Annotated in this window: 10 protein-coding genes; all 10 read right to left on the reverse strand. The window is 76.3% G+C overall.

Features of this window, described 5'->3' with window-relative positions:
• Window positions 1-23: 23 nt before the first annotated feature.
• Entirely contained in the window at window positions 24-704 is a 681-nt protein-coding gene (locus ACZ501_RS24070) for an EboA domain-containing protein (RefSeq protein ID WP_362464328.1), read from the reverse strand.
• The gene (locus tag ACZ501_RS24075) at window positions 701-1,597 is read right to left on the reverse strand and encodes a sugar phosphate isomerase/epimerase family protein (protein WP_361610348.1); all 897 of its coding nucleotides are present in this window, start codon (window positions 1,595-1,597) and stop codon (window positions 701-703) included. The genes ACZ501_RS24070 and ACZ501_RS24075 overlap by 4 nt, the downstream gene beginning before the upstream one ends.
• Entirely contained in the window at window positions 1,594-2,556 is a 963-nt protein-coding gene (locus ACZ501_RS24080; protein WP_468797949.1) for an SCO3242 family prenyltransferase, read from the reverse strand. Before ACZ501_RS24080 ends, ACZ501_RS24075 begins: the two co-directional genes overlap by 4 nt.
• 20 nt (window positions 2,557-2,576) lie before the next feature.
• On the reverse strand, window positions 2,577-3,791 hold the full coding sequence (locus ACZ501_RS24085; RefSeq protein WP_361606762.1) for an inositol-3-phosphate synthase: 1,215 nt from the start codon (window positions 3,789-3,791) through the stop codon (window positions 2,577-2,579).
• A gap of 89 nt (window positions 3,792-3,880) precedes the next feature.
• Window positions 3,881-4,669, reverse strand: coding sequence for a Tat pathway signal sequence domain protein (locus tag ACZ501_RS24090; RefSeq protein ID WP_361606759.1), 789 nt, complete (start codon window positions 4,667-4,669; stop codon window positions 3,881-3,883).
• A gap of 182 nt (window positions 4,670-4,851) precedes the next feature.
• On the reverse strand, window positions 4,852-6,258 hold the full coding sequence (locus ACZ501_RS24095; protein WP_468797952.1) for an MFS transporter: 1,407 nt from the start codon (window positions 6,256-6,258) through the stop codon (window positions 4,852-4,854).
• Window positions 6,255-7,265 (reverse strand): ornithine carbamoyltransferase, encoded by a 1,011-nt coding sequence (locus ACZ501_RS24100; protein WP_361606753.1) that lies wholly within the window; start codon window positions 7,263-7,265, stop codon window positions 6,255-6,257. The genes ACZ501_RS24095 and ACZ501_RS24100 overlap by 4 nt, the downstream gene beginning before the upstream one ends.
• A 4-nt stretch (window positions 7,266-7,269) precedes the next feature.
• Window positions 7,270-13,803, reverse strand: coding sequence for an amino acid adenylation domain-containing protein (locus tag ACZ501_RS24105; RefSeq protein ID WP_468797955.1), 6,534 nt, complete (start codon window positions 13,801-13,803; stop codon window positions 7,270-7,272).
• Complete coding sequence (locus tag ACZ501_RS24110; protein ID WP_468797958.1) at window positions 13,800-19,076, reverse strand: amino acid adenylation domain-containing protein; 5,277 nt, start codon at window positions 19,074-19,076, stop codon at window positions 13,800-13,802. The genes ACZ501_RS24105 and ACZ501_RS24110 overlap by 4 nt, the downstream gene beginning before the upstream one ends.
• A 156-nt stretch (window positions 19,077-19,232) precedes the next feature.
• Window positions 19,233-19,460: an MbtH family protein gene (locus ACZ501_RS24115; RefSeq protein ID WP_468797961.1), complete on the reverse strand. Its 228-nt coding sequence runs from the start codon at window positions 19,458-19,460 to the stop codon at window positions 19,233-19,235.
• Window positions 19,461-19,591 lie beyond the last annotated feature (131 nt).

Raw genomic sequence — 19,591 nt, forward strand, 5'->3', positions numbered from 1 at the left:
CGCGGTCCGGTGGACCGGGGCGGTCACGGCGCCAGGGACCACAGGTCGGCCGGTACGGCGCGGTCGGCGGCGCGCCGCTCGGCGGCGAACCCGTGCGCCATGCGGGCCAGTTCGGCGTCGCGGCGTTCGTTCAGGCCGGCGACCTTGGCCAGCGGGATCCCGGTGAACAGGCACTTGAGGACGGCCTGGCGCCAGCGGTACTGGTCGAGGTGGGCGCGGGCGTAGGGGCCCAGCGCCGCGGCGATGAGCCGGTTGTCGTTGGTGCGCACGGCGTCGTCGGTGAGGTGCACCGCGCGGTCGCCGACCGGCAGGAACGGCAGGGCGCGCAGCACACCGCGGCGTTCGGCGGCGTCGCCGTGCGCGTACCGCTCGGCGGCCTCCCCGGCCAGGGCGGCGCCGGTGGTCCCGTAGCGGGTCAGGGCCAGCAGCAGCACGGTGCGTACGGCGTCCTCGACGGCCCAGTCGGCCCAGCCGGGCAGGGAGCCGCGGCCGTACTCGCGCCCGGCGGCGGGGAAGCGGCGGTCCAGGGCGGCGGGTCCCTCGGCGGCCACGGCGTCCACGGCGGCGGTGAGCCGCAGGCGGTGTTCCTGGTCGAGGACGGAGCGCAGGGACTCCCGGAGGGTGCGCAGGGTCAGGGCGTCGTGTACGGCGCCGTCCGCGCTCGCGGCTGCTGCGGCGGGCGGGGCGAGGGTGGGGGCGGTCATACCGGTACGGCCTCCTTCTGTGGAGCCTGCTGCTGCGGGCGCCGGCCGGCGGCCGCGTGCAGGAACGCGATGCTGTGGCGGGCCGACTCCGCTCCGGCGTGGCTGTGGCGCGGGAGTTCGACGGAGACGAGCCCCTGGTAGCCGGCGTCGGCGAGGGCGCCGAGGACGGGCGGGAAGTCGATCTCCCCCTCGCCGAAGGGGAGGTGTTCGTGGGTGCCCCGGCGCATGTCCTCGATCTGGACGTGGGCGAGGCGGTCGGCGGCCAGGGCCACGCAGTCGGCGACGGGCCAGGGCTCCAGGCACCGGCAGTGGCCGAGGTCGAGGGTCAGCCGGAAGCGGTCCGGCCGGCCCAGGGCGGCCAGCAGCCGGCGGTAGCCGGTGAGGTCGGCGACGAGCATGCCCGGCTCCGGTTCGAAGGCCAGGTCGATCCCGGCGTCCTCGGCGTGGGCGACGGTCTCGGCGCAGCCGTCGACCAGCCGCTGCCAGGCCTGCTCGCCGGTGGTGCCCGGGTCGGGGGCGCCGCTCCAGAAGTGCACGGCTCCGGCGCCCAGTTCGGCGCCGATGGCGACGGCCCGGCGCAGCAGGCCCAGGCGCAGCCGCCGGCCCTCGGGCTCGGCGGACAGCAGCGTGGGGCGGTGCTTGCGGCGCGGGTCGAGGAGGTAGCGGGCGCCGGTCTCCACGACGACGGCCAGGCCGGTGGCGTCCAGGGCGCGGCGGACCTCCTCCACGCGGGCGGCGAGGTCGGGGGCGTACGGGTCCAGGTGCTGGTGGTCCAGGGTCAGCGCAACGCCCTCGTAGCCGAGGTCGGCGAGCAGCCGCAGGGCGTCGCCGAGCCGGTGGTCGGCGAGGCCGTTGGTGCCGTACGAGAACCGGAGCGCGGCGGGGCCGCTCATGTCGGGGAGACCTTCCTGGCGAGCCGCCGCACCAGCGGCAGGGCGGCGGCGAGCGGGACGGCGACGCGGGGGGCGCCGGCCCGGGCGGCAAGCGCGGCCTGGAGGGGCAGCAGCGCGTGGATGCCGGCGCCGACGGCCCGGCGCACCTCGGGGGCCGCGGGGTGGCGCACGGCCGCCGCGAGGGCGGGGCCGTAGCCGGCGCCGTACAGGGTGAGGGCGGCGCCCTGGGCGGGGCCGGCGGTGCGGGTGAGGGTGGCGGCGGCCGCGGCGGCGGACGCCAGCGCGGTCAGGGCCGCCTCGTGGGGCGGGGCTCCGGCGACCTCGTGGCGGCTGAGCCGGGTCAAGGCCAGGGTGTGGCCCGCGACGGCGGCCGCGGGCGCGAGGGCCGCCCGGGCCGGTCCGGGGCCGGTGCCGTGCAGGACGTCCAGGGCCCGGGCGGCGGCCATCACGGCGGGACCGAGCGGGGTGTTCTTGGCCCCGAGGTCGTAGGCCCACACCGCGGCGGCCAGGGGCAGGGTGCGCCGCAGGACGGTACGGGGCCCGCCCGCGAGGGCCGCGGCGCCCAGGCCTGCGGCGGTGAGCGCGGCGGCCGTGGTGAGGGCGGCGCGGGGGCTGATCCGGCCCGACGGGAGGGGGCGTTCGGGCCGTTCGAGGGCGTCCTGCTCCCGGTCGGCCCAGTCGTTGAGGGCCATGCCCGCCCAGTAGAGGCAGACGGAGGAGCCGGCCAGGCCCAGGGTGCGGGGGCCGGTGCCGCGTCCGGCGGCCAGGGCCCCGGCGAGGACGTCGCCGGGGACGGTGATCGCGGCGGGCGCCCGCAGCAGCTCGGCGTAGGCGCGCAGGGTGCGCCGGGCGCGGAAGGCCCGGCCGGGGAAGGGCGGCAGGCGCAGCGGTCCGGCGGAGGCTTCGGAGCCGGGGCGGGCCGTCCGCCCGGCCGCGGCGGCGGTCGCCGCGGGGCTCACGGCGGGACCCGCTGCCGGGCTCACGGCCGGGCCCCGGTCAGCGGTCGCGGGCGGGACGGGGCGGCGGCGGGGACGGCTGGGGCGGTGGCCCAGGTACGCAGGGCCTCGTACTGGAGGGTGAGGTTGTGCTCGGTGGAGCCCGCCGGGTCCTTGAAGAAGAAGCCGAGGGCGGCCAGCGCCCCGGCCTCGCCGCGGCGGCCCGCCAGCGCGGTGAGCCGTACGAGGTCCAGGACCAGCGGGGCGGCCAGCGCCGAGTCGCAGCCCTGCCAGGTGAACTGCATCGTCATGCGGACGCCGAGGAAGCCCTCGAAGGAGATGTGGTCCCAGGCGGTCTTCCACTCCCCCATCTCGGGGACGTTGTCGATGTGGACCTGGCCCTCGACGGCGTGGCCGACGGTCTCCTCGAGGCTGCGCTGCTTCGACTCGGTCTTGGAGCGGGCGGCCGCCGGGTCGGCGAGGGTCGCTCCGTCGCCGCCGCCGAGCAGGTTGGTGCCGGACCAGGAGCGCAGGCGCAGCGCGCGCTGGGTGAACATGGGCGCGAGGGCGCTCTTGACGAGGGTCTCGCCGGTCTTGCCGTCGCGGCCGGCGTGCGGGACGCGGCGCAGCCGGGCCAGTTCCTCCAGGGCGGGCAGGGCGGCGCCCGCCGAAGGGGTGAAGTTGACGTAGGAGAAGCCCGCGGTGAAGGCGGCGTAGGCGTAGAGGGAGCTGGCGGGCAGGGTGACCGTGCCGGCGGCGAGGCCCGCTTCGAGGGCGGCGAGGTCCAGGAAGGCCGGGTCGGGTTCGGGCAGCGGCTCCGTGGAGGAGACGTTGACGACGACCACCTGTTCCAGGGCGTGCCGGTCGCGGAAGGAGGCCATGTCCGCCGCGAGGCGGGCCGCGGTCTCGGACTGGGCCTCGCCGGCCCGCGGGGATCCGTCGCGGATCTCCAGTTCGGCGGCGGCCAGCGGGGTGTCCAGCGCCTTCAGCACGGACGCGGGCAGTACCCCCGCGTCCACGAGCTGCCCGGCCCTCGCCGCCAGCGGGGTGTCGACGACGTCGTGGCCGCCGAACACCAGGTCGGCGAGGGCCGGGAGGGGCGCGTCACGGAAGGGGGCGGTCTCGGTGACGCACCCGACGGGGGAGGCGGCACCCGCGACGATGGCGGCGGTGCCGGCGACGGCGGCCGTGGCGACCGAGCCTCGCGCGCCGACCATCCAGACGCCGATTCGGGGTGCTGATCCGGTCGTGTCTCGCATGGTGTGCCAATCCTCCTGAGCCGAAAGGAACGTGGGGGCCGGGATGTGGGGGGTCCGGGGCCGGTCCGGCGGACGGGCCCCGGCGGGGGTCACTTGCCCAGGTCGGCCGGGTGGGGCCAGACGTCGAAGGCCGCGGTGACCTTGGAGTCGGAGCGGCACAGCCACTTGGCGGTGACCTTGTTGACCACGTGCCTGGGCAGGTGCTTGTTGTCGTTGGCGTCGTTGACCGGCTTGCCGATCGACTGGAGCTCCCAGGCCGTGCCCGCGAGGCGGTTGATGTGGGCCCAGAAGCGGCGGTCGATGTTCAGCAGCTGGAAGGACTGCAGGTAGGCGTGCCAGCGGTGGTAGGCCTGGGTGGGGGTCGGCGGCGTGTAGTTCATCATGTGGACCTTGTTGCCGGCCGGGCGGCGCGGGTCGAAGAGGGTGCCCTGGCCGAACTCCTGGAAGGCGAAGACCAGACCCTTGGGGTCGTGGCCGTACCACTTGTCGTAGACCTTCTTCTGCTCGCGGGAGAGCAGTTCGAAGTGGGCGCGGTTCGGCTGGATGATCTCCATCCAGCTGCGCGGGTAGCGGCCGCCCTGGCGGGTGGCGAGCCAGGCGTCGTACGACTTGGTGAACCCGCCGAAGGGGGCCGTGATCGCGGCGACCGCGGCCTTCATCTCCGCGGTCGGCGTGTAGTACGACATCTCGTCGTAGTCGTACCAGAACTCGCTCGCCCAGCGGTCGCCCACCAGGCCCTCGACCTTGGGGAGCTCCGGGCGGTGGCGGCCGTGTGCGGCGGCCGGCGCGGCACCGACGAGGCCGACGGTGGCGGCGGCCCCGGCGACGCCGAGGGCGGTCCGCAGGACGCTCCTCCGGTCCATGGAGTTGAGCGGCATGGTCGTGCTCCTTCAGGGTCTGGCGCGGATGCGGACGGGCATTCGGGAGACTGCGATGACCTGTACTTTTCCGTGGCCGGCTATGGCCGCTCTATACGTCCCGTACGTCCGCGCGAGCTGCGGGAACGCAGCCGCGCAGGCCCCCGGTGCGGGGGCCTGCGCGGGCTGGAGCGGCGGGCCTGCTACGCGTCGAGCGGATTGCGGCGCAGGGCGGGCGAGAGCAGCGCGATGAGGGCGGTGAGGCCCATGGCGGCGCTGAGCCCGAGGACGGTACGGGTGGGCCCGAAGGCCTCGAGGGCGAAGCCGGCGGCGACCGGGCCCGCGGCCATGGCTCCGCCGCCGACCAGCATCGCTAGGGAGTTGGCCCTGCCCCGCATCCGGTCCGGGGCGACGCGGACCATGAAGACCCCGCCGGCCACGTTGAAGACGCCGCCGACGTACCCGCTGGCCGCGAACAGGGCGCCGAGGGCGAAGGGATCGCGCAGGACCGCGACGGGCACCATCAGCACGGTCCAGACGGCCAGTCCGCCGAGGACCAGGGCGCGCAGCGAGAACCGGGTGGCCCACCAGCCGCCGCTGAGGGCGCCGACGAGTCCGCCGGCCCCGCTCAGGGACAGGACGAGGCCGATCTCGAACTGCGATCCGTGGTTCTCCTGGATCCCGGTCATGACGGCGAGGTTGAGGCCCTGGAAGAGGACGTTGGAGACGGCCACGGCGGCCATGACGGCGCGCAGGAAGTGCTGGCGCCACATCCAGACGAGCCCCTCCTTGACGTCCGCGAGCAGGTCGGGGCGCGGACCGGTGCGTTCGGTCTGGAGCTTGCCGCGGACCCCGAACAGCAAGGCCACGGAGGCGAGCTGGCCGGCCAGCGCCGCCACGTAGGGGAAGGAGGCACCGAGGGCGACCAGGCCGCTGCCCAGCGGCTGGCCGGCGATGGCCGCGCCGCGGGTCCTCGCCTCGTTTCCGGTGAGGGCGGCGGGCAGCTGCCCGGCGGGGACGACCGCGGGGACCGCGGCCCGCTCGGCGAGCTGGTGCAGGACGCCGAGGGTGCCCTCCACGAAGGCTGCGGCGAGCAGGGCCCACAGCCAGACGTGGCCGCTGAGCAGCAGGGCGGCGACGGCTCCCGCGACCAGTGCCTGGCCGAGGCCGGCGCCGAGCATGATCCGGCGCCGGTCCCAGCGGTCCACGAGGGCGCCGCCGGGGAGCTGGACGAGGAGCTGCGGGAGGAGCAGGGCGGTGCCGACCAGGCCGGCGTCGCCGGGTGAGCCGGTGAGCCAGAGGACGGTGAGGGGGTAGGCCACCGCGGTGGCCCGCCCGGCGAGCAGCGACAGTCCGGCGCCGCCCCAGAGCAGGGAGAAGTCCCTGTTCCGCCGCAGCGGCACGACCTCCGTCGCGGCGCCGCCGCCGGCCTCGGATCCGGCCTCGGCGCCGGCCCGGGATCCGGACCCGACGTCCGCTCCGGCCTTCGGGGCGGCCGTGGCTCGCTCCGCGGGCCCGGTGTCAGGGGTGTCCCCGGCGTTCGCGGTGCCCTCGGCCTGGTGCCACGGGAGGACCGCCGGGTCCGTCACCGTCTTCGGCGGCGGGGTCACCGTACGGCCAGTGCGGGACGCGGCCCGGCGAGGTCGTCCGCGGTGTCCCGCGGACCGGAGTGGGTGTACTCCAGCACGGCCATGGCGCTGTGCATCTTGTTGGTGGCCTGGGCGAAGGCGATGCTCCGCGGCCCGTCCAGCACCTCCGCGGTGACCTCCTCGCCCCGGTGGGCGGGCAGGTCGTGCATGAAGACCGCCTGCGGACTGTCCTTCCACAGGTCCTCCGTGACCTGGAACGGGGCGAAGACCTCCCGCCAGTTCGCGTCCGGCTTCTCCGTGCCCGTGGTCTGCCAGCGCGTCGTGTAGACGACGTCGAAGCCCCCGGGCAGGGCCTCCATGTCGTGCCGCTCCGCGAGCACGGCGCCCGTGCGCCCGGCCCGCGCCAGCGCCCGGCGCGTGATGGAGGGGGACAGCCCGTAGCCAGGCGGGGTGCGGACCTCGAAGTGGACGCCCGGGAACCGGGTGAGGGCCAGGGCCAGGGCGGCGGCGGTGTTGTTGCCCTCGCCGGCGTACAGGACGCGCAGCCCCTCGATCCGGCCGAAGTGGCGCAGCAGGGTGGTGAGGTCGGTGAGGGCCTGCGTGGGGTGCTCCTCGGCGCTCATCGCGTTGACGACGGCCATCCGGTCCTGGGCGGCCCAGCCGCGCAGCTCGGCTTCGGGGCCGGCGGTGCGGGCGACGAGGACGTCGAGCATCCCGGACAGGACGCGGCCGGTGTCCTCGACGGACTCCCCGGTGTTCAGCTGGAGGTCGCCGGGGCCGTAGGCGACGGTCCGGGCGCCCACGCGCAGCGCTCCGGAGGAGAAGGCGGTGCGCGTGCGGGTGGAGGTCTTGGCGAAGTAGATGCCGGCGACGAGGCCTTCGAGCGCGTCGGAGCCGGTGGCGGTGCCCGCCGAGAACTCGGCGCCGCGTTCGACGATCCGGAGCAGGTCCCGGTCGGTGAGGTCGTCGATGGAGATCAGGTGGCGGGCGGGGCGGCGGCCCTGCCGGTCGGTGGTGTGCGGGTCCATCGGATCAGCCCTTCCGGGGGTGGTGTGCGCCGTCCTGGCGGGCGGCGGCTTCGAGCGCGGTGGCGGTCTGGGCGACCGTGTGGTGGCGCAGCGCGGTGGCCAGGTCGAGGGCCAGGCCGTGCCGGCGGGCGGTGACGAGCAGCGGTGCCACCAGCAGCGAGTCGCCGCCGAGGTCGCGGAAGTCGTCGTGGACGCCGACCTGTTCGAGGCCGAGGACCTCGGACCAGACCTCGGCGAGCACCTTTTCCAGGTCGGTGCGGGGGGCGGTGTGGGGCAGCGGGGTCGCGGTGGCCCGGCGGGAGGCCAGGGCGGCCTTGTCGCGCTTGCCGTTCGCGGTCAGGGGCAGCCGGTCGACGACGGTGACGGTGGCCGGGATGACGGCGGCGGGCAGGACGGTGCGCAGCCGGTCGCGCAGGGCGGGGACCTCGACGGCCGCTCCGTCCGCGGGGACCACCCAGGCGGCGAGCCGCTTGCCGCCGTCGGCGGCGTCCACGGGAGCGACGAGTGCCTCCCGTACGGCCGGGTCGGCGGTCAGGGCCGCTTCGGCCTCGCCGGGTTCGACGCGGTGACCGCGGATCTTGACCTGCTCGTCGGCGCGCCCGGTGAACTCCAGGATACCGCCGGGCAGGACGCGGGCCAGGTCGCCGGTGCGGTAGATGCGGGTGCCGGGGAGTCCGTACGGGTCCGGCAGGAACGATGCGGCGGTGAGTGCGGGCTGTCCGGCGTAGCCGCGGGCCAGTCCTTCGCCGCCGAGCCAGACCTCGCCGGCGATCCCGTCGGGCACCGGCCGCAGCCGCTCGTCCAGGATCCGCAGCAGCACGCCGGGCAGCTGGGAGCCCAGCGGGACGAGCGTGCGCCCGGTGTTCGGGCGTACGTACCCGAAGGTGGCGGCGACGGTGGCCTCGGTGGGCCCGTACTCGGCGCCGAGCAGCATCCCCCCGCCGACCGCGGCGATCCGGGCGGAGACCCGCTCGGCCTGGGCGGTGGGGTAGGCGTCGCCGGCGCAGACGGTGATCCCGGCGAGGCCGCCGAGTTCGGCGTCGGTCAGCTGGGCCTCCAGCAGCCGGAGGTGGCCCGGGGTGAGTCCGACGAAGGAGTACGGGGCTCCGGCCAGCAGCAGCGGCCCGAACTCCCCCGGCTGCCAGCTCTGGGGCAGCAGGTGCACCCGCTGCCCGGTCAGCAGCGGCGCGTACAGGGCGGGCAGGCCCAGGTCGAAGCCGACCGAGGTGAACCAGGGGGCGCCGCCCGCGCCCGCCTCCGTGTAGGCCCGTACGGCCCAGTCGAGGTAGTGGGCGAGCGAGCGGTGGCTGATCTCGACGCCCTTGGGGGTGCCGGTGGAGCCGGAGGTGTGCAGGACGTAGGCGAGCCGGTCCGGGTCCAGGTCCAGGCCCAGGGGGCTGCCGTCGCCCTCGTGGGAGACCTCCGCGACGGCCAGGACCCGCCCCTCGGGCAGAATCCCGGCGAAGCGGCCGGCGTACGGGGCCTCGGTGAGGGCCAGTTCGAAGCCGAGCCCGGCGATCCGCGCGTCCGGCGTGCAGGGGTCGACCGGCAGCTGCGCCGCGCCGGCCTTCCACACCCCGAGCAGGGCGGCCACCAGCTCGGGCCCGCGGTCCAGCAGGACGGCGACCCGGGTCTCGGGGCCGGCGCCGAGCGCCCGCAGCCTGCGGGCGATCCGGTTGGCCCGCTCGTCGAGTTCCGCGTACGAGGTGCCGGAGGTGCCCGCGCCGGTGAGGGCGGTGGCCCAAGGGGTGCGGGCGGCCTGCGCCTCGAAGCCGGCGAGTACGTCGGCCGGGGTGTCGGGGTGCGGCAGGGGCGGCGCGGCCAGACGGGCCTTCTCGTAGGCGGTGGGGAAGGCGCCGGTGGCGTCCCCGCCGGCCCCGGTGCGGGCCATGTCGGCGAGCACCGCCCGGTAGAGCCCGGCGAGCCGTTCGGCGTTGGCCTTGGCGAGGGTCCTCGTACGGGAGGCGATCGACAGGTGGCCTCGGACCGGGGTGCCGACGACGAGGGGGAACTCGTTGGGGCTGTCGTCGCGGCTGGCCATGATGTCGATGAGCTCCACGTCGACCTGGTGGAAGTCCAGGTAGTGGAAGAGCACGTCGATGAGGTGGCTCTCGCCGCCGGGCACGCGCATGGCGGGCATGGGGTAGCGGCGGTGCGGCCACAGCGACACCTCGCGGGCGAACACCTCCTGGGCCATTTCGCCCCAGGTGGCGGCGCCCCTGCGGTACGGGAAGGGCACGGAGTTGAGGTACATGCCGGAGACCCGCTCGGCGCCGGCCTCCTCGGGACGGGCGTCGGCGACCATGCCGCCGCGGAACGCCCCGGCGCGGGTCAGCATCGACAGCACCTTGCTGTGCGCGGCGTGCAGGACGCTCTTGTAAGGGACCTGCGCGGCGGAGGCGAGGGCGCGCAGGCCCGGCTCGACCTCGGCGAGGTCGATGTCGACGCGGTACCGCTCGTCGGCGCCGTGCGGGTCGCCGCCCCAGCCGGTGGGGATGGTGAACTTCTCGTGGGCGTCGACCAGTTCCCGCCAGTAGTCGCGGTCCCCGGCGTCGGCCAGGGAGCGCAGTTCGCCGGCGATGAAGTCGGCGTAGCGCACCGCCGGTACGGGCGGGGCCGGTTCGGGTCGGCCGCCGGCGCGCAGCGCGTGGTAGGCGCGGAGCAGCTCCATCAGCTGGGAGTGGTAGCTCCAGCCCTCGATGACGGGGTGGCACTCGGTGATGGACAGCCACCAGCTCTCGTCGTCGACGAGGTGGACGGCCATCCGCATGAGGGGGGCGGTGGTGAGGTCGAACAGCTCCTCGCGGTCGCGGTCGGCGAACGACCAGAGGGTGGCCTCGCGTGCGTCGCGCGGCAGGTGGCGCAGGTCCTCGAAGACGCAGGGCATGGCGACGGTGCCGACGGCGTGGACCAGCTGGAGCGGCTCGCTGTAGCCGGCCATGGCGAAGGAGGTCCGCATCACCTCGTGGCGTTCGACGATCAGGTCGGCGGCCCGCTGGAACAGCTCGGGGTCGAAGGGGAGCGCGTCGCGGATCCGGAAGGAGGTGATGTTGTGGTAGCGGTTCTCGCCGCTGCGGCCGTGCATCTCGACCAGCATGCCCGCCTGGACCCGGGAGACCGGGTAGGCGTCGGTGACGTCGGCGGGCAGGGTGATCCGGTCGTCCTCGCTGATCAGGGCGAAGGGGGCGACGGGCCCGTCCGCGCGTTCGGCGGAGCCGTCGCCGGCCTGGTCGCCGAGGGCGGTGCGCAGCCGGGCGACGGTGCGGTGCTCGAAGACGTCGCGGACGCTGGTCTCCCAGCCGGCCTCGCGCAGGGCGCCGACGAGGGAGACGGCCCGGATGGAGTCGCCGCCGAGGTCGAAGTAGTTGTCGTGGACGCCGACCGCCTCCAGGCCGAGCACCTCGGCCCAGACCGCGGCGATGGAGGCCTCGGCGGCGTCGCGGGCCTCGACGTGCTCGCCGACGGTGGTGGCCTCGCGGCCGGGGGCGGGCAGGGCCCGCCGGTCCAGCTTGCCGTTGGCGGTCAGCGGGAGGGCGTCCAGGCGCAGGTAGGCGGAGGGGATCATGTACGGGGGCAGGGCCTCGGCGAGGGCCTCCTTGAGGGCGGCGGGGGCCAGGCCGGCCTCGTCGGCGCCGGCGGCGGGCACGACGTAGGCGACGAGCTGCTTGTCTCCGGGGCTGTCCTCGCGGACGAGGGCGACGGCCTCGCCGACGGCCGGCTGGGCGGTGAGGGCGGTCTCGATCTCGCCGAGTTCGATGCGGTAGCCGCGCAGTTTGACCTGGTGGTCGATGCGGGCGACGAAGTCGAGGCTCCCGTCGGGCAGGACGCGGGCGAGGTCGCCGGTGCGGTAGATGCGGGCGCCTGGGGCGCCGTACGGGTCGGGCAGGAAGCGCTCGGCGGTCAGGTCGGGGCGGCCGGCGTAGCCGCGGGCCAGGCCGGTGCCGCCGATCCACACCTCGCCGGGGACGCCGACGGGCAGCGGCCGCAGCCGCTCGTCCAGGACGTACATGGTGGTGTGGGGGATGGCCCGGCCGATGGAGACCAGCTCGGTGGCGACGGGGCCGCGGGGGGCGCCGTCCGCGGCGAGGAAGTGGGCGGAGTTGCCGACGGTGATCTCGGTGGGGCCGTATTCGGCGGCGAGGCGGGTGCCGCCGGGTCCCGCGGCGGCGGCCCAGCGCTCGGCGAGGCGGTGGGTGAAGGAGTCGCCGGCGGCGATGACCAGCCCGGCCAGGTCGCGGACCTGCGCGGGGTCGAGCTGCTGGGAGAGCAGGTCCAGGTGGCCGGGGGTGAGCTTGATGAAGGCGTACGGTCCTCCGGCGGCGAGCAGCGCGCCCAGGTCGGCGGTGTCGAAGTCCTGCGGGAGCAGGTGCACGCTCTGCCCGGTCATCAGGGGGGTGTACAGGTCGGGGACGCCGAGGTCGAAGGCGACGGAGGAGAACAGGGGCGCGCCGCCGGTGCCGGCCGAGGCGTAGGCGCCGGCCGTCCAGGTGAGGTAGTTGGCGAGGCCCCGGTGGCCGATGAGGACGCCCTTGGGCTTGCCGGTGGAGCCGGAGGTGTAGATGACGTAGGCGAGCTGGTCGAGGTCGTACGCGGCCGGCAGCTCGGCCTCGGCGGTGGCGAGCGCGGTCCGCTCGGCCGGGTCGTCCACCACCACGAGCTGCGGGCCGTCGAAGCGGCCGGCGTGCCGGGTCTGGGTGATGACCAGGCGGGTGCCGGTGTCGCCGAGCATGAAGGAGATGCGCTCGTCCGGGTAGCCCGGGTCGATTGGCACGTACGCGGCCGCGGCCCGCCAGATGCCCAGGAGTGCGGCGACGAGGTCGGGCCCGCGGTCCAGGAGTACGCCGACGGTCTCGTCGGGGCGCACGCCGAGCTGGATCAGCCGGCGGGCGAACCGGTCGGCGCGGGCGTCGAGTTCGGCGTAGGTGAGCTCGCCGGCGGCGTGCCGGACGGCGACCGCGCCGGGGGTGGCGGCGGCCCGCTCGGCGATGGTCTCGAAGACGGGCCGCAGGGCGGCGGCGTCCACGGGGGCGCCGACCGGCTCGGCCGGGCCGTCGAGCAGCAGGGCGCGCTCGGCGTCGCCGATGAACTCCAGGGTGGACAGGGGGGCGTCGGGGTGCTCGGCGGCGGCGGCGAGCAGCGCCGCGTAGTGGCCGGTGATCCGCTCGGCGGTGGCGGCCTCGAACAGGTCGGTGGCGTACTCCAGGGCGCCGTGCAGGGATCCGTCGGGGCGCTCGGCGAGGTGCATGGTCAGGTCGAAGCGGGCGATCCGGCCGACGGCGGCGACCGGGCCGACGGTGAGGCCGGGCAGCTCGGGGCTGTCGGCGCCCTGGCCGGAGGCCAGGTCGAACATCACCTGGAAGAGCGGGGTGGTGGACAGGTCGCGTGCGGGCTCCAGCTCGTCGGCGATCCTGTCGAAGGGGGTGTCCTGGTGGTCGAAGGCGTCCAGGACGGCGGTGCGGTTGCCGGCGAGCAGCTCGCGGAAGGCGGGGTCGCCCTCCCAGCGGCCGCGCAGGACGAGGCTGTTGTAGGCGTAGCCGGCCATCTGCCGCAGTTCGGGGCGGGTGCGGCCGGAGACGGCGGTGCCGACGCTGACGTCCTGCTTGCCGGTGTAGCGGCCCAGCAGCGCCTGGTAGGCGCTGAGCAGGACCATGAAGAGGGTGGCGCCCTCCTGTTCGGCGAGGGTGCGCAGCCGCGCGGCGGTGGCGGCGGGCACGTCGAACTCGGCGACGGCGCCGGCCCAGCCGCGCACGGAGGGGCGGGGCCGGTCGGTGGGCAGGCCGAGGGGTTCGGTGCCGGCGAGCTGTCCGCGCCACCAGTCGAGGGCCGCCTCGGCGGCGGGGCCGGACTGGCGGGCGTTCATCCAGGCCGCGTAGTCGGCGTACTGGACGGGCGGCTCGGGGAGTACGCCGTCCAGCGGGCCGGTGACGGTGCCCGCGGCCCGGTAGCAGGCGGCGAGGTCGGCGAGGATCAGCGGCCGGGTCAGCGCGTCGCAGGCGATGTGGTGCATGACCACGACCAGGACGTGGTCGTCGGCGGCCAGGCGCAGCAGGCGCACCCGCAGCGGGGCCTGGGCGGCCAGGTCGAACACCTCGCCGGCGCGGGCCTGGGCGAAGGCGGCCGCGGCGGCGTCCCGGTCGGCTTCGGCGACCCCGGTGGCCTCGGTGACCGCGTAGTCGACCGGGCCGGCCGGGTCGACGACCTGGCGGGGCTCGGCGCCGTCGAGGAGGTAGCGGGTGCGCAGGATCTCGTGGCGGGCGGCCAGGGCGTCGAAGGAGCGGCGCAGGGCGCTCTCGTCGAGGGTCCCGCGCAGCCGGTGGGCGAGCGGCAGCAGGTACTCGGGGCTGTCCGGGTCGAGCTGGTGCAGGAACCACAGCTGGCGCTGGCCGGCGGAGAGCGCCAGCGGCGCCCCGCGGTCGGCGCGCGGGATCCCGGTGCGGGCGGGGCCGCGGCCCGCGGCCCGGCCCGCGCGTCCGGCGAGCCGTCTGCGCAGCAGTTCCGCCCGCAGCTCGTCCTGCGTGGGTGCGGTGGGTGCGGTCACGGCTGGTACTCCCTGTGGGCGATGGCGAGTTCGGCGTGGTCGAGGGTCTCGATCTCGAGGCGCACGGCCTCCTCGACGGCGGCGGCGAGACCGGCAACGGTGGGGTGCTCGAAGACGGCGCGCAGGGGCATCTCGACGTCGAACTCCTCGTGGAGGCGGGCGATGACGCGGGCGGCGAGGACGGAGTTCCCACCGATCCGGAAGAAGCCCTGGCGGGCGCCGATCCGGCGGGCGGTGCCGTCCTCCCCGGCGAGGACCTCGGCCCAGATCCCGGCGACGATCTCCTCGACCGGGCCCTCGGGCGCGGTGTACGGCTCGTCGCGGAGGGCGGCGGCGAGGTCGGGGGCGGGCAGGGCCGCGGTGTCGACCTTGTTGTGCCGGGTGAGCGGGATGTGCGGTACGGGCACCAGCAGCGCGGGGACCATGTAGTCCGGCAGGCGGCGGGCGCAGTGGTCGAGGAGTTCGGAGTCGCCGGGCGGGTTGGTGCCGCGCGGGACCCAGTAGCCGATCAGTGCGGCGGTGGGGCCGCTGCCGTGCACGACGACCGCGCAGTGGGCGACGCCGGGGTGCTCGGCGAGGACGCCCTGCACCTCGCCGGTCTCCACGCGGCGGCCGCGGATCTTGGCCTGGCCGTCGGCGCGGCCGGCGAACTCCAGGGTGCCGTCGGGCAGCATCCGGGCGCGGTCGCCGGTGCGGTAGAGGCGTGCGCCGGGGGCCCCGTACGGGTCGGGGACGAAGGCGGCCGCGGTCAGGTCGGGGCGGCCGTGGTAGCCGCGGGCCAGGCCGCCGCCGCCGACGCAGAGTTCGCCGGTGGTGCCGTACGGGACCGGTTCCAGGTACGCGTCGAGGACGCGGGCGGTGACGTGCGGGTAGGCGCGGCCGACGGGGACGGCGGTGGCGGTGTCGTGGGCGTCCCAGCGGGTGGCGGCGATGGTCGTCTCGGTGAGCCCGTACTCGTTGACGAACCGCAGCAGCCGGCGGGACAGGTCCCGGGCCAGGGCGGGCGGGCAGGGCTCGCCGCCGGTCTGGCCGACGAGCGGACGGCGGCCGAGGCCGGCGTCGATGAGCATCTGCCAGTGCGGCGGGGCGACCTGGAGGTGGCTGACGCCGTGCTCCTCGATGAGCCGCAGCTGTGCGGCGTGGTCGGTGAGGTCCGGCTCCTGGGCCAGGACCACCCGGCCGCCGGCGACGAGCGGCATCAGCAGCTCGGTGCAGGAGATGTCGAAGGTCGGCTGGGCCAGGGCCAGCCAGGCGTCGTCGGGGCCCTGGCCGAAGTCCAGGTGGGCCTGGGAGGCGCGGAGCATCGCCAGCAGGGTGCGGTGCTCGACGGCGACGCCCTTGGGCCGTCCCGTGGAGCCGGAGGTGTACATGACGTACGCCAGCCGGGCGGGGTCGGCCGGTGCCTCCGGCGGTGTGGCGGGCCAGGACGGCAGCCCCTCGGTGTGCTGCCCGCCGGGGCCCCCGGCCGGGGGTGCGGTACGGGCCAAGGAGGCGAGTCCCTCGGCGGCCAGGGCGGGGTCGCTGCACGCCGCGAGGGCGGCGGCGCCGGCCCCGAACCCTGTGGCCCCGGCGGGGACCGGCCCCGAGGAAGCACGCTGCGGACCGCCGGAGGCCAGGGCGGCGAGGCGCTCGTCGGTGTCCACCGCCAGCCAGGGGCCGTCGTGGTGGCCGCGCAGCCGGGTGGCGCCGTCCAGGTCGGAGACCAGCAGGGTGGCCGCGGCGTCCTGGAGGACGTAGCCGAGCCGGTCGTCGGGGGCCGCCGGGTCGAGCGGTACGTAGGCGGCGCCGGCCTTCCAGGTGCCGAGGTAGGCGGCGATCAGGTCGGGGGTGCGCCCCAGCATCACGGCGACGGTCGTCTCGGGGCCCGCGCCCAGTTCCCGCAGCCGCTGCCCGAAGGCCTCGGCGCGGCGCTCCAGCCGGGCGTAGCTCCAGCTCTCGCCGCCGCAGACGACGGCGGTCTCGTCCGGGGAGCGGCGGGCCACGGCCGCGATCGCGGTGTGCACGGCGTCCTCGCCGGTCCGGCCGGCGCCGGGCTCGGGCGCGCCGGGGCCGAGCGCCAGGATCTCCGTACGCAGGGCGTCGGGGAGCAGGGCGGCGCGGCCGAGGCGGACGTCGGGGTCGGCGGTGACGGACTCGAGGAGGCGGACCCAGCCGGCCGCGAACCGTTCGACGGTGGCGGCGTCGAAGAGGGAGGTGGCGTACTCGACGAGGCCGAGGAGGGAGCCGTCGGCCTGCCGCTGCACGACGAAGGTGAGGTCGGTGCGGGCGGAGCGCCAGGCGCCGCGGAAGGCGTCGACGTCGTCGCCGGTGGTGGCGGCGCCGGTGCGCCCTTCCTCGTGCAGGTCGAACATGACCTGGTAGAGGGGGGTGCGGCCGGGGTCGCGGGCCTCGTCCAGTGCGGCGACGAGCCGGTCGAAGGGCAGGTCCTGGTGGGCGAAGGCGGCGCGGGCGGTGTCGCGTACCCGGACCAGGGCCTCGCCGAAGGTGGCGTCGGCCGGGGCGTCGCAGCGCATGACCAGGGTGTTGAGGAAGAAGCCCACGACGTCGGCGACCTCCGGCCGCTCGCGTCCGGCGACGGGCACGCCGACCGGCACGTCCCAGTGGCCGGTGAGGCGGGCCACGAGGGTCCCGAAGACGGTCAGCAGGGTCTGCTGGAGCGTCGCGCCGTGGCCGCGCCCGAGGGCGGCGGCCCGCTCGGCGAGTTCGGCGGGGACGGTGAACACGTGGGCGGCGCCGAGCCCGTCGCGGACGGCGGGCCGGGGGCGGTCGGCGGGCAGGTCGACGGGCAGGATCCCCTCCAGGGCCTGCTTCCAGTACGCGAGTTCCGCGTCGGCGGCGGCCCCGGCCAGCCGGCGCCGCTGGTGGGCGGCGTGGTCGGCGTACTGCACCGGCAGGGCGGGCAGTCCGGCCGCGGTGCCGTGGTGCGCGGCCTCGGCGAGGGCCGGCAGGTCGCGTCCGAGGACGACGGAGGACCAGCCGTCGCAGGCGATGTGGTGGATGGACAGCACGAGGTGCAGGGAGTCGGTCCCGCGCACGCCGAGCGCACGCCAGACCGGTCCCTCCTCCAGGTCGAAGGGGCGGGTGAACTCGTCCTCGATCAGGGCGCCCCGGGCGGCCGCGGTCTCGGCGCGGGTGGTGCGCAGCTCGACGCGGGCCTCGGCGTCGGTGATCTGCACGGGCTCGGCGCCGCGCAGGACGTAGCGGGTGCGCAGGATCTCGTGGCGTTCGGCGAGGGCGGTCAGGGCGGCCGCGACGGTCTCGTCCGTGTACTCCCCGGGCAGCGTGATGAAGACGGGGGCGTTCCACTCGGCGCTGCCGGGGCGCATCCGGTCCATCAGCCACAGGCCCTGCTGTCCGGGCGACAGGGGCAGGCCCTCCGCGGGGCGCGGCACGGGCCGGACGGTCTCGTCGTCGGCGTCGGCGCCGTTGTCCGCGGCGGGGTCCGCACCGGGACCGCCGGGCGACAGCGCCGGGGCGTCGGCGAGCAGGGCGGCCTGGGCCTCCACGGTGGTGGCGGTGAACAGGGCGCGGAGCGGGACCCGGGTGCCGGCGGCGGCCGACAGGGCCTCGGCGAGCCTGCTGAGGAGCAGGGAGGCCCCGCCGAGCTGGAAGAAGTCGTTGGTGGCGCCGATCTGCGCGGCGGGGATGCCGAGGAGGGCGGACCACTGCTCGGCGACGACCCGTTCGGCGGCGGTGCGCACCGCGACGTGCGCGCCCTCGGCGGCGGAGGCGGCCGCGGAGGCGGGGTCGGGCAGGGCGGAACGGTCGATCTTGCCGTTCGCGGTGAGCGGGAACTCGGTGACGGGCACGTAGAGGGACGGGATCAGCGGGTCGGGCAGGGCCCGGCGCAGGAAGGTGCGCAGTTCCTCGGGGCGCAGCAGCTCGCCCCGGGACTGGACCCAGGCGACGAGGCGGTGCCCGCCGGAGCCGTCGGGGACGGCGGCGGCGACGGCCGCGCGCACCCAGGGGTGGGCGGCGAGGGCGGCTTCGACCTCGCCGGTCTCGATGCGGACGCCGTTGACCTTGACCTGGTGGTCGAGGCGGCCGAGGTACTCCAGGGTGCCGTCGGCCAGCCAGCGGACGCGGTCGCCGGTGCGGTAGAGGCGCTCGCCGGGCGGGCCGTAGGGGTCGGGCACGAAGCGTTCGGCGGTCTGGCCGGGCCGGCCCTGGTAGCCGAGGGCGAGGCCGATACCGCCGGCGTGCAGCTCGCCGGGGACGCCGACCGGGACGGGCCGGCCGGCCGCGTCGAGGACCAGGGCGCGCATGTGGGCGATGGGGCGGCCGATGGGGACGGCTCCGGTCTGCTGGGCCGGGTCCCACCGGTGCTCGGTGACGTCGACGGAGGCCTCGGTGGGCCCGTACGTGTTCCAGATCTCGGCGCGCGGGGCCAGCTCGGCCAGCGCCCGGCACAGTTCGGCGTGCAGCGGCTCGCCCGCGCTGAAGATCAGCCGCAGGGCTCCGGCGTCCTCCCAGCCGGACTGCTCGACCAGGCGCCGGTAGACGGAGGGCACGCCCTGCAGGACGGTGACCCCGTGGTCGCCGACGGCGCGCAGCAGGGCGGCGGGGTCGCGTTCGGCGTCCTCGGGGGCGACGGCCACCGCTCCGCCGCTGATCAGCGGGGAGAAGAGCTCCAGGCCCGCGGCGTCGAAGCCGATGGTGGTCTTGAGCAGGAAGCGGTCGGCGGCGCCCAGCTTGTGGCGGTGGGCCAGCCAGCGGACCCGGTTGGCTATGCCGCCGTGCGGGACCAGGACGCCCTTGGGGCGGCCGGTGGAGCCGGAGGTGTGCAGGATGTACGCGGGCCGCGCGGCGTCCGGGGCGAGCGGGAAGGCGGCGGCCTCCTCGGCCGGTACGGACTCCGGCACGCCGGCGACGTCGAGGACGGCGGTGCCGGCGGGCAGCCGGGCGGCGGTTCCCCGCCCGGCGAGGACCACGGCCGCGCCGGCGTCCTCCAGCACCAGGGCGAGCCGGGCCTCGGGGTAGCCGGGGTCGAGCGGGACGTAGCCGGCGCCCGCGAACCAGACGCCGAGCAGCGCGGCGACCAGCTCGGGGCCGCGCGGCAGGCAGACGCCGACGAAGTCGCCGGGCGCCACGCCCCGGGCGCGCAGGGCCGCGGCGTGGCGGCAGGCGAGGCGGTCCAGGGCGGCGTAGGTGAGGACGGCTCCGTCGGCGCCGAGGACGGCGGGGGCCTGGGGGGTGCGGGCGGCCTGGGCCCTGAACAGGGCGGGCAGCAGCAGACGGCCGGGGGCGGATCCCGACTGCGTACGGTCGTTCACGTTCTCTCCTTCATCGGGATCGGTTGGCGTCGGCCGCGCCCATGGCCTGGCGGCCGGAGCGGGCCCGGATGCGGGTCCCGGAGGCCGGGGCCTGGTTGTCGTCGGCCCGGAGCCGTGCGGGGGCGCCGGGAAGCCGGTGGCCCGGGGGCGGCGGGGTCAGGCCGAGGACGCGGCGGACATGCGGCGGCGCAGGCTGGCGGGGCGCAAGTCGGTCCACACCTCGCTGATCCGGGCGAGGCATTCCTCGCGGGTGCCCTCGGTGCCCTCGGCCCGCCACCCGGCGGGCAGTTCGCGCCCGGCCCACCAGATCGAGTACTGCTCCTCGTCGTTGAGGACGACGCGGTAGCGGGTGTCCTGCCGGGTCTCGTGCTGCTGTTCGCTCATCGCTGTTCCCTTCGCGTGATCAGGTGTGGCCATCCTTGAAGAGGGCGCTATCGATGCCCTATCGAGCGCATATACGGGCCCGGACACGGCGAAGGCCCCCGACGCCGGTCGGCGTCGGGGGCCCGTTGCGG

It is taken from the genome of Streptomyces sp. NPDC034085 (genome assembly GCF_055575555.1).

Bases quoted from the DNA above. Each gene is read 5' to 3' on its own strand.
- ACZ501_RS24070 (WP_362464328.1), bottom strand. From the start codon at position 704: ATGACCGCCCCCACCCTCGCCCCGCCCGCCGCAGCAGCCGCGAGCGCG.
- ACZ501_RS24075 (WP_361610348.1), bottom strand. From the start codon at position 1,597: ATGAGCGGCCCCGCCGCGCTCCGGTTCTCGTACGGCACCAACGGCCTC.
- ACZ501_RS24085 (WP_361606762.1), bottom strand. From the start codon at position 3,791: ATGCGAGACACGACCGGATCAGCACCCCGAATCGGCGTCTGGATGGTC.
- ACZ501_RS24090 (WP_361606759.1), bottom strand. From the start codon at position 4,669: ATGCCGCTCAACTCCATGGACCGGAGGAGCGTCCTGCGGACCGCCCTC.
- ACZ501_RS24100 (WP_361606753.1), bottom strand. From the start codon at position 7,265: ATGGACCCGCACACCACCGACCGGCAGGGCCGCCGCCCCGCCCGCCAC.
- ACZ501_RS24115 (WP_468797961.1), bottom strand. From the start codon at position 19,460: ATGAGCGAACAGCAGCACGAGACCCGGCAGGACACCCGCTACCGCGTC.